Genomic DNA, 20076 nt, shown 5'->3' with positions numbered 1-20076 from the left:
CTGGCTCTCCTTCGAGCCAGCGGGATCTGTCGCCACAATCCGCTGGTCGAGTAGCGAGGAACGAGCGTATCGAGACCTCGCACGGGGCTGGGTGTCTGGCTGTGGCGGCGTCTCGATTCGGCGCTGGCACGCCTACTCGACCAGCGGGACTGCGGCGGTGTGGGCGGGGGAGCGCCCGGCGTCAACTGCGCTGGCCGTGCACCACGCTGGGAAGTCCGGGCAGCAGCCCGAGCGGGGCGAGGTAGCTCTCCGCGCCGCTCTGGTTCAGCCGGTAGCACTGCCAACCGGGGCCGCCCTGGCCAAACAGCTCGAATCCGGCGCGGAATCCGCCGGCATCCGGGTAGTAGGCCGCCACAGTGATCTCGCAGGCCCGCTCCGCGGTCGCCGTCGAGACGCTGAGCGTCGTCAGGATCGTCGGCAGCACCAGGCCGAGCACACAGAGCAGCACGACGATCTGAGTCAGGCGCCGACGCCGGCTACCGTGCAGCGGCCGGGAATCGTCGTCGTCGTGAATGGCGAGCTCGGGGTGGTTTGTCATCGTGTTCTATCCTCGCAGTTCGCCGGCGCACGCACGGTGACCGCGGTCACCGGATTGTGAGGATCGAGGCGATCCCGGCCGCACTGGCGACCAGGGTCACGGCGGCGGCGAGCAGGAGCGCCAGGGAACTGCTCTGCGGCGGGGTTCCGACGGCACGCAGCAGCTGCCGTTTGCGGATCGCGGAATAGGCGGTCGCGGCGCCGGCCGCCAGCAACAGCAGCACGCCGACGGCCACGAACAGCGGCGCCCCGCCGAGCGCGCCCGCGCGCAACACGAGCGCCGCGTTGATCGCGACAGCCAGTGCGGTGCGGTTCCACGCGAGCGCCGTGCGCTCCGGCTGCAGGCCGGGATCGCGCGGCAGCGGGGCCGGTGGGTGGGCGGTGGTCATGGCTGAGTCATCCGAGGATCATCAGCACGGCGATGACGGCCGCCGTGAGCAGGCAGAAGCCGGCCAGCAGGGGCAACAACACCGAGTGCGGCAACGGCTTGCCGGTGCGCATGGCGATCTCGTTCGCGCGCCAGCGCGTGTAGGCGATCACGCTGAGCACGGCGCCGATGATGGCCAGCAGCACGGCCAATGCCACGACAACCCAGCGCGGGCCGAGCGCGTGCGAGAACTGGTGCAGCAGCACGCCGCCGGCGAGCAGCGCGAGGGCGGTGCGGATCCAGGCCAGGAACGTTCGCTCGTTGGCCAGGGTGAAACGGTAGTCGGGCTCCTCGCCCTGCTGCCGCCATTGGGGGTTCCGCATGCGATCTCCTTGATATGTGCGCGGCTTCAAGTATCGCGGATGCCGGCGGCGACCCCCATCATTCACCGGCGGCCGGTACGATCTGCGGGTGAACACGCTGCAACGACAACTCGGGATCCCCGGCGCGATGGCAATCGGCCTGGCCTCCATGATCGGGGCAGGTGTCTTCTTCGTCTGGGCCCCGGCAGCTGCCGTGGCCGGTGCCGGTCTGCTGATCGGGCTCGTGATCGCTGCGGTCGTCGCAACCCTCAACGCGCTGAGCTCGGCGCAGCTCGCGATGGCACACCCCGTCTCCGGCGGGGCCTATGCCTACGGCAGGGCGCTGCTCGGCCCGTGGTGGGGCTTCTCTGCCGGGTGGTTGTTCCTGGCGGGCAAGACCGCGTCGGCCGCCGCGATCGCGCTGATCGCTGGCGGCTACCTCTGGCCTGGGCAGGCTCGCGCGGTGGCCGTGGCTGCCATCCTCGTGCTGGCGATCATCAACGCACTGGGCGTGCGCAGCACGGCGCGATTCAGCGGTGTCGTCGTCGCCGTTGTGCTCCTCGGACTCTGCGCCCTGCTGGTGCTGGTCGCCGTCTGGGCAGCGCAAGGCGGAACGGGCGCGGCCCCCGTCGAGCCCGTGGCCGGTGCGGATGCCGGCTGGCTCGGCATCGGGCAGTCGGCCGGGCTGCTGTTCTTCTGCTTCGCCGGCTATGCGCGCATGGCCACCCTCGGCGAGGAGGCGCGCGAGCCCCGCCGCACGCTGCCGAGAGCGATCCTCTGGGCGCTGGCGATCGCGCTGCTGCTCTACGGCGCAATCGGCGCCGCAACCGTGCTCGTGCTCGGGCCGGAGCGTCTCGCCCGCTCGAGCTCCCCGCTGGCCGAGCTGGCCTCGGTCGTCGCGGGCGGCGGCGCAGGCGGCTGGGTGCTCGTGGTGAGCCTCGTGGCCGCGCTGGCCTGCCTCGGCTCGCTGCTCGGCATCCTCGCCGGGCTCAGCCGCACCAGTCTCGCGATGGCCCGCGACCGCGAGCTCCCCGGAGCGCTCCGCCGTGTCTCTGCACGGCGCGGCTCGCCCGTGGTCGCCGAGCTCGTGGTTGCCGCCGTCGCGATAGCGGCCGTGCTGTTGCTCGACCCGGCGTGGCTGGTCGGTTTCTCGGCGACCTGCGTGCTGGTCTACTACGCGATCGCCCACGTTGCCGCCCTCCGCCAGCCTCGGGCAGAACGCTGGCTGCACCCCGCGGTGCAGCTGTTGGGCTGCGCGGGATGCCTGGCGTTGGCGTTCACCCTGCCTGGGCAGGGCGTCCTGATCGCTGCTCTGGTGCTGGGGCCGGGTTTGCCGGCAGGGGGCTCCGCCTCGCGCGGGGCGCGGGGCGGGCAGCAGGAACGCCTCCCGGCTAGACGGCGATCTGCTGGTCAAGTGCGTGAGCAGGGTTGCCGATCTGCTCACTCGCGTCGGCGACCGCCCCCGCCGCGCCGTCCGCTCGACGCGGGCCGGCAGCGGTGAGCGCGCTGGCCACATGGCCGATGATCTCATCCACCGTCGTCTGCGGGTCGAAACCGATCAGTTCCCGGGCCTTGCCGTTGTTCGGCACGCGCCGTTGCATGTCCTCGAAGCCCTCCGGGTACGCCTCGGCGTAGGGCACGTAGACGATGGAGCTGTCGCTCTGCAGCAGATCAATGGCCCGCTGAGCGAGGGAGCTGATCGAGACTTCGTAGCGGCCCCCGAGGTTGAACGCCTGGCCGTACGCAGCGGGTTCCTCGGCCAGTGCGATCAGTGCGGGAACCACGTCGCCGACATAGCCGAAGCAGCGCGTCTGCGAGCCGTTGCCGAACACTGTGACGGGCTTGCCGGCCAGCGCCTGCCCGACGAGAGTGGGCACGACCATGCCGTAGCGCCCGGTCTGCCGGGGGCCGACCGTGTTGAAGAGCCGTACGATCGCCACACGAAGCCCGTACTCACGCCAGTAGGCATGCGCGATGGCCTCATCGATGCCCTTGGCCGCTGCGTACGTCCATCGTGACTTGAGTGGGGAACCGAGGATCCGATCGGCTTCCTCATCGAGGCTGTCGGCGGTGTTCTTGCCGTACACCTCGCTGGTCGAGGCCAGCAGCAGTGTCGCACCGGTGGCGCGCACGGCGTCGAGCACTGTCTCCGTACCGTGGATGTTTGTGCGCAGGCTCTCGAGTGGGTGTTCGACGATGAGGCGCACGCCGACGGCGGCAGCCAGGTGGAAGACACGGTCCGCCCCCTCCACCGCAGCGGCCACGGCATCCGGATCGCAAATGGATCCCTCGATGAATCGCATGCGGATGTGGCCGAGCACGGAGGAGAGGTTCTCGATCGAACCCGTGCTGAGATCGTCGATCACGGTGACGTAGTCGCCGCGAGCTATCAGCTCCTCAACCAAGTGGCTTCCGATGAATCCTGCTCCGCCGGTGACTGTCGTGATCATGTCGTTCTATCGCTTCTCAGATTGGTGTGGTGGTGGTTTGAACTGTTGAGGTTCGGTAGCGATCGTCCGCAGGCACGGCCAGTGGACGCCGCTGCGCCCTACGGCACATACGTCTGTGCGGCGGCCATCACCGCATCGTTGACCACGGCGGAGCTGCCCAACACGACGATGCGCTGCGGGCGCAACCGGGAGAGCTCTGCACCGATGGCCGCGGGAATCGAGTCCCCCGGACGAGCAATACCGGGCCGCCCTCCTTGATGGCCGCGGGGCCGCCGGAGAGGGCGTCGGGGAAATCAGCGCCGGTCGCCAGGTAGACGACCTTCACGTCGGGCGAGAAGACGGCTGCGGAGATACTCGCTGAGGTCGCATAGCGATCGGCCCCGAAGACGCGAGTCGTCGGTGCGATCCCATTAAGCGCTGTGGCCACCGCAGCAGACACCACGCCCGTGCTGCCCAAGACGACGATCTTCGCGGGCTTGAGCCGCTGTAGCTCCGCGCGAATGGCCGCGGGGACGCTCGTGGGCTGCACGAGCAACACGGGGGAAGCCTGGGAGCCAGCTGCCGCACCGCCGGAGAGCGCGTCAGGGAAGTCCGCCCCGGTGGCGACGTATGCCACAGCAACACCGGGCTTGAACGTCGCGGCCGAGATTCGCGCGGATGTCTCATAGCGGTCGGCACCCGCGATGCGGCTAGTCGGCGAGATTTTCGCCAGCGCGCTCTCGATGGCGCTGGAGACCACGCCGCTGCTGCCGAGCACGACAATTCGTGCCGGCTTCAACCGGAGTAACTCGGTCATGATGGCCGGCGGGATGCCGGTGCTCGACACGAGCAACATCGGAGCTCCGGTCGCTCCGGCAGCCGGGCCGCCGGAGAGGGCGTCGGGGAAGTCGCTGCCTGTCGCGACATACGCGACGGGCACGCCGGGGCTGAATGTGGCAGCCGAGATCCGGGCCGACGTCTCGTACCGGTTCGCGCCGGACAGTCGGATCGGGGGCTTCGGCGCTGTGGCGGCGACCACCGCGGCGGTGGCTGCGCTGGTGACCGCCTTGCTGGCGTAGCCGGTCTTCGTGCCTGTGACCCGCACGGTGACCGTCTTGCCGACGTTCGCGGCCACTGGCTTGTAGGTCTTGGCCGTCGCGCCGGGGACGGCGACGTTGCCGACGAGCCACTGGTAGGCGAGGGTGACCGGCGCCGGTGTCCACGTTCCAGCGTTGGCTGTCAGCACGGATCCGACCTTGGCGGTGCCCGTGATGGTGGGCACGGGAGCGACGAGCTGCGGGACCGTGGCGGCAGCGACTGCCGCGGTGGCGGCGCTTGTCACGGCCTTGGTGGCGTAGCCGGTCTTCGTGCCCGTGACCTGCACGGTGACAGTCTTACCGACGTCTGCGGCCACTGGGGTGTAGGTGGCGGCTGTCGCGCCGGTGACGGCGGTGTTGCCGACGAGCCACTGGTAGGCGAGTGTGACCGGTGCCGGGGCCCAGGTTCCTGCGTTGGCGGTCAGTACCGATCCGACCTTTGCGGTTCCGGTGATGGTGGGAACTGCGGAGGTGAGTTCTTGTGCAGGCGGAGCGCCAACGGTGTTGTACATCGCGTAGTCATCCGTCGTGAGCTGGCCGTTTCCGAAGACGTTGAGCGCGAAGCTGATTCCGTTCACGCCCGCGGGAATTGCCGGTGTGTCCCAGACCGCTTGGGTGTAGTCGGTCGCAGCGGCGAACCAGGGGCTCGAGGTGCCGTACAGCCAGCTGCCGTCGGTTTGGCGGTAGTACACGGTGAACTGGGTTGCTCCAGTCGATTTGTACCAGGCCCTGAGCGAGTACGTCTGGCCGGTGACCACAGTCGGGGCGCACGCTCCGCCGTCGAATATCTGCAATCGTTTCGCGTCTCCGGACGTGTATCCACTGACGGTCACTTGTGAGGCGTTATTGCCCGTGCGCCCGGGGCTCACTGTGGCGAAGGTAGCGGTATTGATGCCGTAGAAGGAGTCCCACCAACACGTCGGCAGGCCTGACGCGTCGACAGTCTCGAAGCTGGGGTTCTGCAGTGCCTGCACTCCGGGCCCGGCTGCGGGAGGCGGCACGAAGACCGGACCTGAGACGAGCGGCTTCACAGTGCCACCGATGACCTGATCCACCGTCTTGACCTGGGTGCTCGTGCCATTCTTCCAGCCCGCCAACCACGTGGTGAACTGGTCGAACACGGCCGGCGAGAGTGCGAGCTGGTCGCAACCGTCACAGATGTGATGGAACGTCAACTGCACCCAACCACCACCGTTCGCCGCAGCGTCGGTGACGGTCTGCTGCAGTCGCTGAAGCGTCCAGCTCGAGTCAACTTGGTCGGCCGCGCGAGTCCAATACGGGTCCGTCGGCGGGATCGACTCAGCGAAGTCACAAGTTGCACACGGTGTTCCCGGGGCGGTGCGCAAGTCGCCGAGCCCGCGGCCACTGTTATAGCCGCAACTCTGCACGGCAGCCTCAGTACTGGCGTTGGACGAGGCGAAAGGGTAGGCGAAACTGGTGACCTTGTAGCCCAGGTTCGATAGAACGACGCGGTCGTTGCAGATCTGCCGAAGAGCCTCGTCGGCCGGTACCTGCACGAGATCCGGGTGGCTGCGGGTGTGGCCGCCGATCTCGTGGCCCTCTGAGGAGAGTGTGGCCAGGTCGGCCGTGCTCATCCATCCCGGTTGGTTGAGGTACCCCGAGTTGATGAAGAAGGTGGCGGGAAGGTTCTTGTCCTTCAACAACGCGGCGGCGGGCATCTGGTCGGCGTTGGCGTCGTCGAAGGTGAGCGTGACGACGGTCTCACCCGCAGCCTGCGCCGGTGCTACTGCCAACACGCTCGCTCCCATGGTCACCGCGAGGGTGGCGATGGTGCCGAGGGCTATGAATCTCAGTCTTCTTCGCGGCCGTGGTGCTTCTGCGGGCGAGGGGTCGGTTGCGTCCGACTCGCGGCGGGCACGGGCTGAATGACGAGACATCAGATTCCGATCTTCGGGTTGTGTTGTAGCGGGCTGTCTAGAGTCGGCCGCGCTCGCAAGGTGGGAACCACAGCGGGTTTTCGGGAGAGCGTGTGTATCGGTGTTCCTGCGGTGTTCTGCGGGAGGGGGACGGATGCCGCATGGCACAGAGCGGGCGACATCCGTCGTCTGAGGGCGGCGCTAGAGACGCACCGCGTGGCTGATGGAGCTGGCGGAATAGCTGGTGTCGAGCACAAGGTCGACGTCGTCGAGCCAACCGAGATCGACCCCGGTGTGAGCCGTGTGAATCACGGCGACGTCGCTGCCGAACTCCGATGGATCGCCGATGCTGGCGAGCATGGAACCGTCGTGGAGCCGCACATGCGGGCACAGCGGGTCGTAGTAGGCGACGATCGCGCCTTCGTGCAGCAGAGAACTCATCACCTCGAGGGCCGGAGACTCGCGCACATCCTCGACATCCGGCTTGTACGCAACACCGACGACGATCACCCTGGTACCCGTGAGGCCGCGGCCCTTGGCCGAGAGCAACTCCCGCACGCGATCCACCACATGCCGAGGTCGGGCGGCGATCAGGCTCATTGTCTGTTCGATGAGCGGTGCGCTGCGGCGTTCCTTGTGCAGCTGCCAGAGCAGGTAGTGCGGATCGCAGGGGATGCAGTGACCACCGACGCCGGGTCCAGGCAGGAACGGCATGAAACCATATGGCTTCGTGGCAGCGGCGTTGATGACCTCGACAACGTCGAGATCGAGCAGCGCGCTGACGTCGGCGAACTCGTTGGCCAGCGCAATGTTCACGGCTCGGAAGATATTCTCAACCAGCTTGGTCATCTCGGCCGCTTCCATGGAGCTGACCGGATGAATCTGCGTGACGTAGCTGCCGACGATAGTAGCCGCGGCGGCGGTGCAATTCGGGGTTGCACCGCCGACCACGCGTGGGACATCTTCGTGGGCGAAGCCCGCCGCACCCGGGTTGATGCGCTCCGGGCTGAATGCGATGAAGATGTCGGTTCCTGGGGTGAAACCACGCTCGACCAGCGGGTTCACCATCAAATCTCGAGTGCTGCCGACGTAGGAGGTCGACGTGAGGATCAGCACCTGTTCTGCGACGGCGTGCTCCACCACGGTGGCGCAGGCCGCCCGTAGCAGGCTGAGGTCCGGCACCAGGTACGCGTCAACGGGGGTCGGCACGCACACGATCACTGCTGCGGCTTGGGCGAGCAACGCAGGGTCGCCAGACAAGGTGAGCAAGCCGTTGTGCCTGGCGTTGCTGAGCCGCTCCTGATCGGAGGCCAGCAGGTCGACATGACCGTCTGTGATGGCTTCGATGCGCCGCTCGCTCAGCTCGATTCCCAGCACCCGGAGGCCTGTCTCGGCGAAAGCGAGGCTCGTTGGCAGCCCGACGTAACCCATTCCGATGATCGCGATGTCATAGCGGAAGTTCGATTTCACCGGCCCCGAACGCGGTTTGAGCACGGGTGTGGGGGAGAAATCAAGCTGCTTGAACCCAACCTGTTCGAGATCAATAGGTTCGAGTAGTGCGCCGGCGCGGGTGTCGCTGCGCAAACGAATTTTATCCATGACCATGCCGAAATCCTGTCGTGCGGGTCGTGGTCACCCCGATGATCACAAACAAGTTTTCTTACATTGAAGCCGAGGTTTCCTCGGCTTTGCTACAGGGGACTCTAACATCGCAAAAATCAAATGGCCACGGGTTCCACTACCCCCACTATGGGGGTCACGCGAATCTCAGGGACTGCCCCCTCCTGTGTCAGTGCAACGCTCTGGTGGCGCACGGCTAAAGCGGCTAGCGTGGTCGCCAGAATTACCCTCGGTGCACCCGTCGGGCGCCGGCAGGGCTGCACGCGGTGTCACGGGCCGGCGGCGCTCATTTGGGGGCGGAAGAGCGGCGGGAGTGCCGAGTGTTCATTGGGATCGTCATCGTTCTGCTCGTCGGCGCGAGCACCATCTTCTGGATCATTGTCGGGCTGCTCCGCTTCGCCGCAGAGAAGTTCGGAACCGATCCGCTCGCTGCGGCGCCGGGGGCGCCGTCTCGCGAGGGGGAGGGTGCGGACGTCATCGGAATCGAAGACGTGGCGATCCTGCTTGCCGCGCACAACGAGTCTGCGGTGATTGCGCGAACGATCAGGCAGGCAGCAGGCCACGTGCCGCTGTCGCAGATTCATGTTGTTTCCGACGGTTCCAGCGACGACACGGTCGCGATCGCACGGGCAGAGGGTGCGCAGGTGCTCGATCTGAACCCGAATAGGGGCAAAGCCGGCGCCCTGGTCGCTGCGCTCGACCACTTCCAGATCGTCACACGGTTCAAGGTGATGGTGCTGCTGGATGCCGACACCCACCTCGCGCCGGACTATCTCGACACCGGTCTCCGGCTGTTCTCCGACCCCGAAGTTGTCGCCGTCGCCGGCCGGGTGCGGACTTTGCCAGAGCCGGCCCCGCCGACGCGGCTCGGTCGAGTACTGGTCAGCTATCGCGAGCGTCTCTACGTTGTGCTGCAGTTGTTCCTGAAATACGGGCAAGCGGCGAAACGGGCCAACGCGATATTCATCGTTCCCGGGTTCGCGAGCATGTATCGCACCCGGGTGCTGCGGCACATCGACATCGCTCCGCCCGGGTTGGTGATCGAAGACTTCAACATGACGTTCGAGGTGCATGCCAAGCAGCTGGGCCGGATCGAGTTCCACCCCCGGGCCGCGGTCGCGTACACCCAAGACCCGGGCACCATCCGGGACTACCTGAATCAGACGCGGCGATGGAGCCTCGGGTTCTGGCAGACGGCACGCAAGCATCGATTCCGCTGGCGTAAATTCTGGGTCGCGCTCGGGTTCTACATCCTCGACATCACGACGAGCGCGATGGTCTACCTGTTGCTTCTGCCGCTGCTCGCCGCGACGATCGTCGCCGCGCTGCTGCAGGCCTCGAACCCCAATACCGTGCTGCAGGTAGACAACGCGATCTGGCCGCAACTTCACGTGTGGAGCAGTGCCGTCGTCTGGTCTGACTCGCTCCTGGCGATCGTCACCCCGTGGCAGGTGCTCTTCGTGTTGGTGCTGCCCGACTACGCGCTCACGCTCTTCGCGGCGATCGTGCTCAAGCGACCGAAGCTCCTGGCGGTCGGGGTCTTCTTCCCGATTGTGCGCGCCGCTGACGCGTGGATTTGCCTGAGCACCCTGTGGGCATCGCGCAGGATGCACGGCGATGGCCGGTGGGTGAGCCCCGAGCGCCGGCTCGACGTCGTCCGGGGCGAGGTCGCCAGCCCGGGCGGTTGAGGGCGGTGAGAGCGAGCCGCCGCCCTGTGGTTAGTGCACCTCGTGTCCCTGGGAGACCCGGCGCAGCCAGGGCCCCGGCGGCACATCTGCTTCCTCGACGAACTGCCAGTCGACCCGGTCGTCCTCGCCGTTCAGGGAGCTGAAGCCGAGGCAGCCGTTCAGGGCGGGCGACACATCCATGCCCGCACCGTTGAACTTGCGGTTTTGCGGGCGGGCGTCCTGACTGCCGAAGACGTAGTCGGCGTCGTTGTACTGGCCGGGCCCCGCATCGGCGATCTGGCCGTAGCAGACCCGGTCACCCTTGATCAGCTTGACCCACCGGTTGAGCATCATGCTCACCTCGTTGTTCTGGGCTTGGCCCTGGTACTCCGGCGCATTCGCCCAGGGGATCACTTCGGCCCGACGGGCGAATGCGTCGGGGTCGTTGACGTCGTCGAAGGGCAAATCGAGGTAGAAGGGGTTGAGCAGCGGAGTCATCGAGGTCGGGAAGTAGTCATTGGCCGCGGTGCGTGCCTCGGTCTCGCACGTTCCGGCCACGCTCGTGCCGTCGCATCCGCCGTAGTGCTGGAACCACTGGCTGTCGTAGGTCGAGATCATCTGGCTGCCGTCGGAAGCATTCGGGTCGAAGATCTCGCCGACCCAGAACGTCGTCGAGACGATGTTGGTGTGCAGTGGGTAGCCCTGTGCCGGCGTCTCGCCCGACGGGCCCGGCTTGCCCGTGGAGGAGTGGGATCCGTCGCCCTGCGCACTGCTCGGCGCGCATGCCGTGAGTGCGACCAGCGCGAGCAGCGCGGCGGCCGAGAGCAGGCCGTTCACCCTGCGCCGGGCCAGTCGGGCGCGCGCGCGCTGCTGGGGCACGACGTGCTCTGAACGTGAAGTCATGGCGGTGTGCTCCTGAGCGCGCCCGCTCTGGGGCGACTACCGGGAGATGCTACGCCGCTGCGGGGCCGCCGTCGAGATCGGCAGGCCGCGCGCAGCAATGCGAAAGCGCCGCCCCACTCGGTGGGGCGGCGCTTCGTTGCCACCGCATGCGGTGGGCGTGAGTGTTAGTGCGTGTCGACGGCCTGGATCTCGCTGCGGTCGCCGGACCACAGCGTGTGGAAGGTGCCGTCGCGGTCGACGCGCTTGTACGTGTGCGCACCGAAGAAGTCGCGCTGGCCCTGCACGAGCGCGGCCGGCAGACGGTCGGCGCGCAGGCCGTCGTAGTACGCCAGTGACGACGAGAACGCGGGGGAGGGGATGCCGGCCTGGGCGGCGGCGATCACGACGCGGCGCCATGCCGACTGGGCTCCGGCGACGGCGTCGGTGAAGTACGGCGCGGTGACCAGCGCGACGAGGCCCGGGTTCTCGGCGTACGCGTCGGTGATGCGGTTGAGGAACTGGGCGCGGATGATGCAGCCGCCGCGCCAGATGGCGGCGATGTCACCCTTCTTGATGTCCCAGTTGTACTCCTCTGCACCGGCGACGATGGCGTCGAAGCCCTGCGAGTAGGCGATGATCTTCGAGGCGTAGAGGGCGAGGCGCACGTCTTCGACGAAGGCGTCGACGTCGGCGACGGTGAAGTCGCCGTCCGGGCCGGGCAGGGCGGATGCCGCGGCGCGCTGTGCCGGCTTCGACGACAGCGAGCGGGCGAACACGGCCTCGGCGATGCCCGAGACGGGGATGCCGAGGTCGAGGGCGGTCTGCACGGTCCACGCGCCGGTGCCCTTTGCGCCTGCCTGGTCGAGGATCACGTCGACGAGCGGGGCGCCGGTGGCGGCATCCGTCTGACGGAGCACCTCGGCGGTGATCTCGATGAGGTAGCTCTCGAGCTCGCCGGTGTTCCACTCGGCGAAGATGTCGGCGATCTCGGCCGGGCTCTTGCCGGTGCCGCGGCGGATGAGGTCGTAGGCCTCGGCGATGAGCTGCATGTCGGCGTACTCGATGCCGTTGTGGATCATCTTGACGAAGTGGCCGGCACCGTCGGTGCCGACGTGGGTGACGCACGGGCGGCCATCGACGACAGCAGCGATCGAGCGGAGGATCGGGCCGAGGGTCTCCCACGCCGAGGCGCTGCCGCCGGGCATGATCGACGGGCCGAGCAGGGCGCCCTCTTCGCCGCCGGAGATGCCGGCGCCGACGAAGTTGATGCCGGTCTCGCGCACGGCCTTCTCGCGGCGGATGGTGTCGGTGAACAGCGCGTTGCCGCCGTCGACGATGATGTCGCCCGGTTCGAAGACCTCGACGAGCTGGTTGATCACGGCGTCGGTGGCGCGGCCGGCCTGCACCATGATGATGGCCGTGCGCGGCTTCTGCAGAGAGGCGGCGAAGTCTTCGATGGTCTCGGATGCAACGAAGCCGGCGTCCGGGAACTCGGCGGCGACGGCACGCGTCTTCTCGGCGGAGCGGTTGTAGATCGCGACGGTGTTACCTTCGCGGCTGGCGAGGTTGCGGGCGAGGTTGGAGCCCATCACCGCCATTCCGATCACGCCGATGTTTGCCTGAGAATTCGACATGGGGATGCTCCAATACACGGTTGGGTGGAATGCCGGGCAGAGTGATCGACCCTTCGATAACGCTAGCAAAGGCCTGGCCGCACGATGTGCACATGACGGGTTTGGCTCCATCGACGGGGAGGCTTGGCAAAGATCGACTGTTCGCTGGTGCCTTTTTGAGTGTCGAATGGGTGGGAGCTGAGCCCGTATCGGCGTGTTAGCGTATTTGTAATAAATCTGATTTATAACTCCGGTAACGGTAAAGAGTCAGATGTAATGAAGCGTCTGAGGAGTTCATCGCCGTGCCCAATAGCCCAGTGAACGGGAGCAACATCCCCGCGAGCCTGCCTCCGTTGATCGTGATGGGAGTCTCAGGATCGGGGAAGTCCACGATCGGAACCGCTCTCGGTGCCGCATTCGGATTCGAGTTCATCGACGGTGACGACCTTCACCCTCGGGCCAACAAAGAGAAGATGGCCGCGGGTCACCCGCTCAACGACGAAGACCGGGCGCCCTGGCTGGAGATCATCGCCGAGCGCATTGGCGCTGAGCTTGCGGATGGCCACCCGATCGTGGTCGCCTGCTCCTCACTCAAGCGCAAGTACCGCGACCAGCTCGTGGCACACGCACCGAGCACCGTGTTTGTGCACCTGACTGGCGAACGCGCCGTGATCTCGGAGCGTCAGAGCCACCGCGTGCACGAGTACATGCCGAACAGCCTGCTGGACTCGCAGTTCACCACCCTGGAGCCGCTGCAAAGCGATGAGCGGGGAATCGCGGTCGACCTGACCATGACCCCGACCGAGATCGTTGATTTCGTCCGGGCCGCGCTCGGCGCCCTCAGCCCAACGGTCCAGTAAGACTCGCGCGGCCTCTGGCCGCGCCCGCCACCGTGCGGCGCCGCACAAACGCAGTGTGGCGCTTGTATCACCGCATCGACACTGATGCACAACAACATCACAAAAAGGAAAAGACAACGATGACTGACCTCGAGCTCAACTGGACGCTTGGTACGCCAGGCCTCCTGCTCGTCGCAGCCGGCGCGATCGCGTTGCTGCTCGTATTGATCATGAAGTTCCGCATTCACGCCTTCGTGGCGCTGATCGTGGTCAGCGTGGTGACCGCGGTTGCTACGGGCATCCCTGCCGCTGGGCTGGTTCCGACGCTCATGAGCGGCTTCAGCTCCACCCTCGGCAGCGTCGCGCTGCTCGTGGGTCTGGGCGCGATGCTCGGCCGCATGCTCGAGGTCAGTGGTGGAGCGGAGGTGCTCACCAACGCCCTGATCAAGACGTTCGGCGAGAAGCGCGCGCCGCTCGCGCTCTCGGTGGCGTCGCTGATGTTCGGTTTCCCGATCTTCTTCGATGCCGGCCTCGTCGTGATGCTGCCGATCATCTTCACGGTGGCACGCCGTCTTGGTGGCTCGCTGCTCCTCTACGCGTTCCCCGCCGCAGCGGCCTTCTCGGTCATGCACATCTTCGTGCCGCCGCACCCGGGTCCCGTAGCCGCCACCGGCCTGCTCGGTGCCGACGTCGGACTCGTGCTGATCTTCGGCCTCCTCGTCGCGATCCCCACGTGGTACGTCGCCGGCTACCTCTTCGGTAAGTTCCTCGGTCGCCGCTTCAACATCCCCGTCCCCACCATCCTGGATGCCCCGGCGGACTCGATCGAGAACAAGTTCCGCTCGGCCCCGAAGCTCGGCACCATCGTCTTCCTGCTGCTGCTTCCCCTCGGCCTCATCTTCCTGAACACCGGCCTCAACATGCTGGCCACCGCCGGCGTCGTCTCGCTCGAAGACACCTGGGTGCAGGTGCTGCGCGCATTCGGCGAGGTGCCGATCGCCCTGCTGATCACCGTTCTGATGGCCATGTGGCTGCTCGGATGGCGCCAGCAGAAGGAGCGCTCGCTCGTTGAGACCGTCGTCGACAGCGCGCTCGGCCCGATCTGCTCCATCATCCTCATCACCGGTGCCGGTGGAATGTTCGGTGGCGTGCTGCGCGCCAGCGGAATCGGCAACGCCATCGCCGACTCGCTCGACGCCATCGGCCTGCCGGTCATCGTTGCCGGCTTCGTCATCGCCGCCGTCGTGCGCATCGCCCAGGGGTCGGCCACCGTCGCCCTCACGACGGCCGCGGCCCTCATCCAGCCGGTCGTGCTCGGCAACCCCGAATTCAACGCGGTGCAGACCGTCGCCATCGTGCTCAGCCTCGCGGCTGGTTCGGTGTTCGCCGGCCACGTCAACGACTCTGGCTTCTGGCTGGTGAGCAAGTTCTTCGGAATGGACACCAAGACCACGCTGAAGACATGGACCGTCGGCCAGGCCCTGATCGGAACCTGCGGTTTCATCCTCTCGCTCGGCATCTACCTGATTGCCAGCACCCTCTAGCAACATCAGCATCACAGCGGTTGAGAGGGGCGCGGATCGCATTCGGTGATTCGCGCCTCTCTGCTTAATAAGCAGTATCGAGGAGAGTTATGACAGTGAACATGTTCGACCTGACGGGCAAGATCGCCCTCGTCACGGGTTCCAGCCGTGGCATCGGTTCGGCGATCGCCAAGGGCCTCGCGGCCGCCGGCGCGACCGTGGTGCTCAACGGTCTCGATGAGGCGCGGCTCGAGGCCGCCCGCGTGGCCCTGGCCGCCGAGGTCGGTGAGGACCGGGTGCGCGCGATCGCGTTCGACGTCACGGACGCCGACGCCACGGCATCCGCCATCAACTGGATCGAGGCAGAGGTCGGCCCGCTCGCCATCCTCGTGAACAACGCCGGCGTGCAGCACCGCGTGCCGATGCTCGACCTCGACGTCGCAGACTGGGAGCGCGTGCTGCGCACCAACCTGACCAGCGCATTCCTCGTCGGCCGCGAGGCCGCGCGCCACATGATCCCGCGTGGCGCGGGCAAGATCATCAACGTCGCCTCGGTGCAGACCGACCTGGCCCGCCCGACCATCGCGCCGTACACGGCGTCGAAGGGCGGCATCCGCAACCTCACCCGTGCCATGACGGCCGAGTGGGCGTCGCACGGCCTGCAGATCAACGCGATCGCGCCGGGTTACATCCACACCGAGATGACGCAGAACCTCGTCGACGACACCGTCTTCAACGAGTGGATCCTGGGCCGCACGCCGGCACACCGTTGGGGCACGGTCGAAGACCTTGTTGGTCCCGCGGTGTGGCTGGCGTCGGCAGGATCCAACTTTGTCAACGGTCAGGTCGTCTTCATCGACGGCGGCATGACGGTCGTCGTTTAGCTACACGAAGCAGCGGAGGAAAAACATGAGCACCATCCCCACCGAAACCCTGGGCGTCGTTGCCCACGCCGCCGGCGACATGCGCATCGAGTCTGTCGCCGTGCCGACCGCCGCCGCCGACGAGGCCGTCGTCGAGATCGCCTATGGCGGCATCTGCGGCTCTGACCTGCACTACTGGCAGCACGGCGCAGCGGGGGAGTCCATCCTCAAGGCGCCGATGCTGCTCGGCCACGAGGTCGTCGGCCGCGTGCTCGTCGCCGCCGCTGACGGCAGCGGCCCGGCATCCGGAACCGACGTCGCCGTGCACCCCGCGACACCCGGCGCCGGCGACGGCTCGCCCTACCCCGCCGAGAGCCCCAACCTCTCGCCCGGCTGTACCTACTTGGGTAGCGCGGCGCGGTTCCCGCACACCGAGGGCGCCTTCGCCCGGTACGCGGTGCTGCCCGCACGCATGCTCCGCGCACTGCCGGCTGGCCTCTCGCTGCGTGAGGCCGCCCTCGTCGAACCGGCCGCCGTCGCCTGGCACGCGGTCTCGCGCGCCGGGGACGTCGCCGGCAAGCGCGTGCTCGTCGTCGGAAGCGGCCCGATCGGCGCGCTCGTCGTCGCCGTACTGAAGCGCGCGGGCGCCGCCGAGATCATCGCCGTCGACATGTTCGACAAGCCGCTCGAGATCGCCACCGCCGTCGGCGCGACGCGCACGATCGTGGCGACGGATGCCGACACCATCGCGTCGGTGCAGGCCGACATCGCCTTCGAGACCTCCGGCAACTACCGGGGCCTCGCCTCGGCCGTGCGCGGAACCACCCGGGGCGGCCGCGTCGTCATGGTGGGCCTGCTGCCATCCGGCGAGCAGCCCGCACTGATCTCGCTGGCGATCACCCGGGAGCTGGAGCTCGTGGGCTCGTTCCGCTTCAACGACGAGATCGACGAGGTCATCGCCGCGCTGGCCGACGGATCGCTCCAGGTGGGACCCGTCGTCACGCACGAGTTCGACGCCGCCGACGCGTTGGAGGCCTTCGAGGTCGCGCGCGACTCCTCCGCCAGCGGCAAGGTGCTTCTGCGCTTCTCCTAGTGCGACGCGCAGCGTCGCGAAAGGCGGCAGCCAGTTCTCAGGCATCCTCTGGACGGCTACCGATGATCGACGGATTTCGACAGGCTCAATCAGCGGGTTCCACGCCGGTTGGGCCTGTCGGCGTTAAGGCGCCGAACGAAACCCGGGAGTCACTCGGCGAGGAACTGGCGCGGCTGATCCAGCCACACCTGCTCCACCTCGGCGGTCGTGCGTCGCATGATTCGGTCCATGGCGGCACGCGCGGCCTCCGCCCGTCGACCCTGAATCGCATCCGCGACATCGACGTGCCACTGCAGGGCCTCTTCGTGCGGGTGTGTCGGCATCAGCCCGTAGTCCGTCCGGCCGCGCAGAACCTCGCCGATGACGCCGCGCAGCTCGGTGAACATCTCGTTGCCGGAGGCGCAGAGCACAAGAGTGTGGAAACGGACGTCGAGCTCTAGGAAGCGCTGCAGGTCGCCGGATCGGCCGACGGCTCGCATCTGCGCTGCCACAGCCATCAGCTCGGCGGCAACGTCGTCCGGCGCGTGTTCCGCCGCCAACTCCGCCGCTGCGGGTTCGACCGCGGAGCGCAGCTCGGTCAGCGAGCGCAACTGAGCTCCCTTGCCATCCGATGCGATGCGCCACCGGATGACCGACGGGTCGAACAGCGACCATGAGCTCATCGGCAGCACGCGGATGCCCACGCGTTTGACGGACTCGACCAGTCCGAGCGAGGCCAGAACGCGCACGGCCTCGCGCACCACCGAGCGCGAGACACCGAGCTCGTTTTCGAGCCGCTCGGCCAACAGTGTCTCTCCAGCGGCGAGCTCGCCCGCGACAACGCGCTGACCGACACTTTCGATCACTAGCTGGTGCAGGCGGGAAGACATACCTTGAGAGTAGCGGGCGTCTGGGGCCGGCTTCGCTGGCTGGTAGACTAGGCCACTGAACTTCGGCGAGGGATGCCGCAGATCTGCCGAAACCGGCGAATCTGGCATCCGTTATCGACGCGGTGGAGGGGCTTTGCGGCTTGTCCTCACGCTGACATGCGTTCGAGTTGACGATCCAGGCCCCCGGCCTGGACGGACATCGATCTGGGCTCCGCGCCCACAATGGGCATCTGCCCACAAGGAGAATCATCATGAGCGACGTTGACAAGGTTGTAACCGAGGTCCGCGAGTCCTTCGGCAAGGGCGCTGCCCGCAAGATCCGCGCCGTGGGCAAGATCCCCGCCGTCATCTACGGCCACGGCTCCGAGCCGCAGCACGTCACCCTGCCCGCACACCAGATGGGCCTGATCCTGCGCAAGACCAACGCGCTGCTCAACCTGGACATCGCCGGCAAGAGCGAGCTCGTCCTGGTCAAGGACGTGCAGAAGGACCCGGTCCGCCAGATCATCGAGCACATCGACCTCATCGTCATCCGCAAGGGCGAAAAGGTTGAGGTTGAGATCCCCGTGCACGTCGAGGGCGAGCCCTTCTCCGGCACCCAGGTTGACCAGGACCTGCACACCCTGCGTCTCGAGTCCGAGGCCACCAACATCCCGACCAGCGTCGTCGTGAACGTTGACGGCCTCACCGAGGGTGCTCAGGTCCTCGCCAAGGACGTCGTGCTGCCCGCCGGCTCCACCCTGGTCGAGGAGCCCAACGCTCTCGTCCTCAGCGTCTACGCACTCGCCGCGGCCAAGGCCGAGGGCACCGAGGCTGCCGAGTAATCATTTTCACCCTGTTTCGCCGGGCGCAGAAGGAGCACTCCGTGAATTCTGTGCCCGGCAACACTTGGTTGGTCGTCGGGCTCGGCAACCCCGGGCCCGGCTACGCCAACCACCGCCACAACGTCGGCCAGATGGTCGTCGACGAGCTGGCCGCACGCATCGGTGCCACCTTCAAGAAACACAAGACACCCGCCCAAGTGGCCGAGGGATTCCTCCGCCCCGGCGGGCCCAAGCTCGTGCTGGCGAAGTCGAACAGCTACATGAACACCTCCGGCGGCCCCGTTTCGGCGCTGCTGAAGTTCTACTCGCTGCCGCTGGAACGCCTCATCGTCGTGCACGACGAGCTCGACATCCCCTTTGACACCGTCAAGCTGAAAAGCGGCGGAGGCCACGGCGGCCACAACGGCCTGCGCGACATCGCCAAGGCCGCCGACTCGCCCGACTACGTGCGAGTGCGGGTCGGCGTCGGCCGCCCGCCCGGCCGGCAGGACCCGGCCGACTTTGTGCTGCAGGGCTTCTCCTCGACCGAACGCGCAGTGCTGCCCAACCTGCTCTCCGATGCGGCAGATGCCGTCGAACTCGTGATCACAGACGGCCTGCTCGCCGCGCAGCAGAAGGTGCACGCGCCCTCCGCGTAGCCGCAGCACCTGGCCGCCACGGCCGGCCGCTCCGCCCACCGCGCACCGGCGCAAGTTGACGGCTGCCCCGGGCTAGGCCACTATGGCTCCTAGAAACCGAATGCCGTTCGGTGTTGGACGGCGCATCTTCAAGGAGTATCAATGGCGATTTCATCCGATAGCACGACCCTGGCTGAGGTGCCCGCCCGCCGCGCACAGGTGCCAACGCGCCTCGCGCTCACCTGGGGGCTTGTCAGCCTGGCCGTCTTCGCCGTGAGCTTCGCCAGCGTCCTGGCCAGCGCGGACTCGCCCTGGTTCGTGGCGATCGACCGCTGGTGGCACGACCTCATGCTCGCCCCGCGCAGCGACGCGTTCACGGCGTTCAACGTCGTGGTCGACCACACCACCGGTGGGCCGATCGGCTCCATCTTCACCATCCTGATCCCGCTCGTCGCGCTGCTCGTGCTGCGCCGCTGGTGGGCCGCGCTCTACTTCTTCGTTGCGACCATGCTCGCCTCGACCCTCGCCCAGGTCGTCAAGCACCTGGTCAGCCGGGAGCGCCCGAACGACCCGCTCGTCACGGTCGACTTCGGTTCCTTCCCCTCCGGACACCTCACCGGGTTCACGCTGTTCGTTGTCGTGCTCTGCCTGCTGATCAACCGCCAGTGGGCCTGGATCACCGGCGTCGTGCTGGTCATCGTCTCGGTGCTGAACCGCACCTACCTCTCGGCGCACTGGCTGAGCGACACCATGGCCGGCATCGCGCTCGGCGCCTCGGTCGCCCTGCTGCTCTGGCCGCTGTTCGCCAAGGCGATCTCGCGCCAGCCGAAGCCGCGAAAGGCGAAGAACGCCGCCGCGTAAGCGCGCACCACTGTGTTGTGGCCCAGGACCCCAGCGGTTCTGGGCCGCTGCTGTCTCTCAGGGCGGACTGGCTGCGAGAGTTGGCGCCGGCCGCTGGCGCTCCCTCGCGTCAGCGCGGGAGTCGGGCTCCGTTGGG

The 20076-nt window shown here is 67.2% G+C and carries 18 protein-coding genes; 9 read left to right on the top strand and 9 right to left on the bottom strand.

The annotated features are described in order from the left end of the window. Positions 1 to 181: 181 nt before the first annotated feature. From AWU67_RS09850 to AWU67_RS09840, 3 genes are read right to left on the bottom strand one after another with little or no spacing between them, the layout of a single operon-like run. Positions 182 to 538, bottom strand: a complete 357-nt coding sequence (locus AWU67_RS09850; protein ID WP_067228381.1) for a hypothetical protein — start codon at positions 536 to 538, stop codon at positions 182 to 184. Positions 539 to 584: 46 nt separating this feature from the next. After that, positions 585 to 926, bottom strand: coding sequence for a DUF202 domain-containing protein (locus AWU67_RS09845; RefSeq protein WP_067228378.1), 342 nt, complete (start codon positions 924 to 926; stop codon positions 585 to 587). A gap of 7 nt (positions 927 to 933) precedes the next feature. Further along, positions 934 to 1287, bottom strand: a complete 354-nt coding sequence (locus AWU67_RS09840) for a YidH family protein (RefSeq protein ID WP_067228376.1) — start codon at positions 1285 to 1287, stop codon at positions 934 to 936. Positions 1288 to 1375: 88 nt separating this feature from the next. Here AWU67_RS09840 and AWU67_RS16960 point away from each other — a divergent pair, with 88 nt between their 5' ends. Next, the gene (locus AWU67_RS16960) at positions 1376 to 2767 is read left to right on the top strand and encodes an APC family permease (protein WP_234407215.1); all 1392 of its coding nucleotides are present in this window, start codon (positions 1376 to 1378) and stop codon (positions 2765 to 2767) included. Here the strand turns inward: AWU67_RS16960 and AWU67_RS09830 are convergent. The 3 genes from AWU67_RS09830 to AWU67_RS09820 form a co-directional block, all read right to left on the bottom strand. Then, a complete protein-coding gene (locus AWU67_RS09830; protein WP_082716902.1) occupies positions 2658 to 3716 on the bottom strand; it encodes an NAD-dependent epimerase/dehydratase family protein in 1059 nt (352 codons plus the stop codon). The two genes, AWU67_RS16960 and AWU67_RS09830, sit on opposite strands and share 110 nt — an antisense overlap. 127 nt (positions 3717 to 3843) lie before the next feature. Further along, a complete protein-coding gene (locus AWU67_RS09825; RefSeq protein WP_160329737.1) occupies positions 3844 to 6549 on the bottom strand; it encodes a cell wall-binding repeat-containing protein in 2706 nt (901 codons plus the stop codon). A 321-nt stretch (positions 6550 to 6870) separates the two neighbouring features. Next, complete coding sequence (locus AWU67_RS09820) at positions 6871 to 8253, bottom strand: nucleotide sugar dehydrogenase (protein WP_199922279.1); 1383 nt, start codon at positions 8251 to 8253, stop codon at positions 6871 to 6873. A gap of 356 nt (positions 8254 to 8609) precedes the next feature. Here AWU67_RS09820 and AWU67_RS09815 point away from each other — a divergent pair, with 356 nt between their 5' ends. Next, a complete protein-coding gene (locus AWU67_RS09815; protein ID WP_067228368.1) occupies positions 8610 to 9977 on the top strand; it encodes a glycosyltransferase family 2 protein in 1368 nt (455 codons plus the stop codon). Positions 9978 to 10007: 30 nt separating this feature from the next. Here AWU67_RS09815 and AWU67_RS09810 read toward each other — a convergent pair whose 3' ends face one another. Continuing rightward, positions 10008 to 10859: a hypothetical protein gene (locus tag AWU67_RS09810; RefSeq protein WP_067228366.1), complete on the bottom strand. Its 852-nt coding sequence runs from the start codon at positions 10857 to 10859 to the stop codon at positions 10008 to 10010. Between the two features lie 164 nt (positions 10860 to 11023). Beyond that, positions 11024 to 12472: an NADP-dependent phosphogluconate dehydrogenase gene (gene gndA, locus AWU67_RS09805; protein ID WP_067228363.1), complete on the bottom strand. Its 1449-nt coding sequence runs from the start codon at positions 12470 to 12472 to the stop codon at positions 11024 to 11026. Between the two features lie 281 nt (positions 12473 to 12753). On the opposite strand from gndA, the gene AWU67_RS09800 reads away from it, so the two are divergent. The 4 genes from AWU67_RS09800 to AWU67_RS09785 all read left to right on the top strand — a co-directional run bounded on the left by AWU67_RS09800 (position 12754) and on the right by AWU67_RS09785 (position 16769). Then, the gene (locus AWU67_RS09800) at positions 12754 to 13311 is read left to right on the top strand and encodes a gluconokinase (protein ID WP_335339007.1); all 558 of its coding nucleotides are present in this window, start codon (positions 12754 to 12756) and stop codon (positions 13309 to 13311) included. A 119-nt stretch (positions 13312 to 13430) separates the two neighbouring features. Continuing rightward, complete coding sequence (locus AWU67_RS09795; RefSeq protein ID WP_067228361.1) at positions 13431 to 14834, top strand: GntP family permease; 1404 nt, start codon at positions 13431 to 13433, stop codon at positions 14832 to 14834. An 89-nt stretch (positions 14835 to 14923) separates the two neighbouring features. Next, a complete protein-coding gene (locus AWU67_RS09790; RefSeq protein ID WP_067228359.1) occupies positions 14924 to 15697 on the top strand; it encodes an SDR family oxidoreductase in 774 nt (257 codons plus the stop codon). A 25-nt stretch (positions 15698 to 15722) separates the two neighbouring features. Further along, the gene (locus tag AWU67_RS09785) at positions 15723 to 16769 is read left to right on the top strand and encodes an L-idonate 5-dehydrogenase (protein WP_067228357.1); all 1047 of its coding nucleotides are present in this window, start codon (positions 15723 to 15725) and stop codon (positions 16767 to 16769) included. A gap of 149 nt (positions 16770 to 16918) precedes the next feature. On the opposite strand, the gene AWU67_RS09780 is transcribed toward AWU67_RS09785, so the two are convergent. Beyond that, positions 16919 to 17638, bottom strand: coding sequence for a FadR/GntR family transcriptional regulator (locus AWU67_RS09780; protein WP_067228355.1), 720 nt, complete (start codon positions 17636 to 17638; stop codon positions 16919 to 16921). Positions 17639 to 17886: 248 nt separating this feature from the next. Between AWU67_RS09780 and AWU67_RS09775 the strand changes: the two genes are divergently transcribed. From AWU67_RS09775 to AWU67_RS09765, 3 genes are all read left to right on the top strand, one after another. Further along, entirely contained in the window at positions 17887 to 18462 is a 576-nt protein-coding gene (locus AWU67_RS09775; protein ID WP_129586804.1) for a 50S ribosomal protein L25/general stress protein Ctc, read from the top strand. 50 nt (positions 18463 to 18512) lie between these two features. Next, a complete protein-coding gene (gene pth / locus AWU67_RS09770) occupies positions 18513 to 19100 on the top strand; it encodes an aminoacyl-tRNA hydrolase (RefSeq protein ID WP_067232536.1) in 588 nt (195 codons plus the stop codon). A 141-nt stretch (positions 19101 to 19241) separates the two neighbouring features. Continuing rightward, positions 19242 to 19940, top strand: a complete 699-nt coding sequence (locus AWU67_RS09765) for a phosphatase PAP2 family protein (protein ID WP_067228350.1) — start codon at positions 19242 to 19244, stop codon at positions 19938 to 19940. Positions 19941 to 20076 lie beyond the last annotated feature (136 nt).

Origin of the sequence: Microterricola viridarii (assembly GCF_001542775.1) — a bacterium.
GTDB lineage: Bacteria > Actinomycetota > Actinomycetes > Actinomycetales > Microbacteriaceae > Microterricola > Microterricola viridarii_A.
This window is presented reverse-complemented; position numbering and strand designations above follow the sequence as displayed.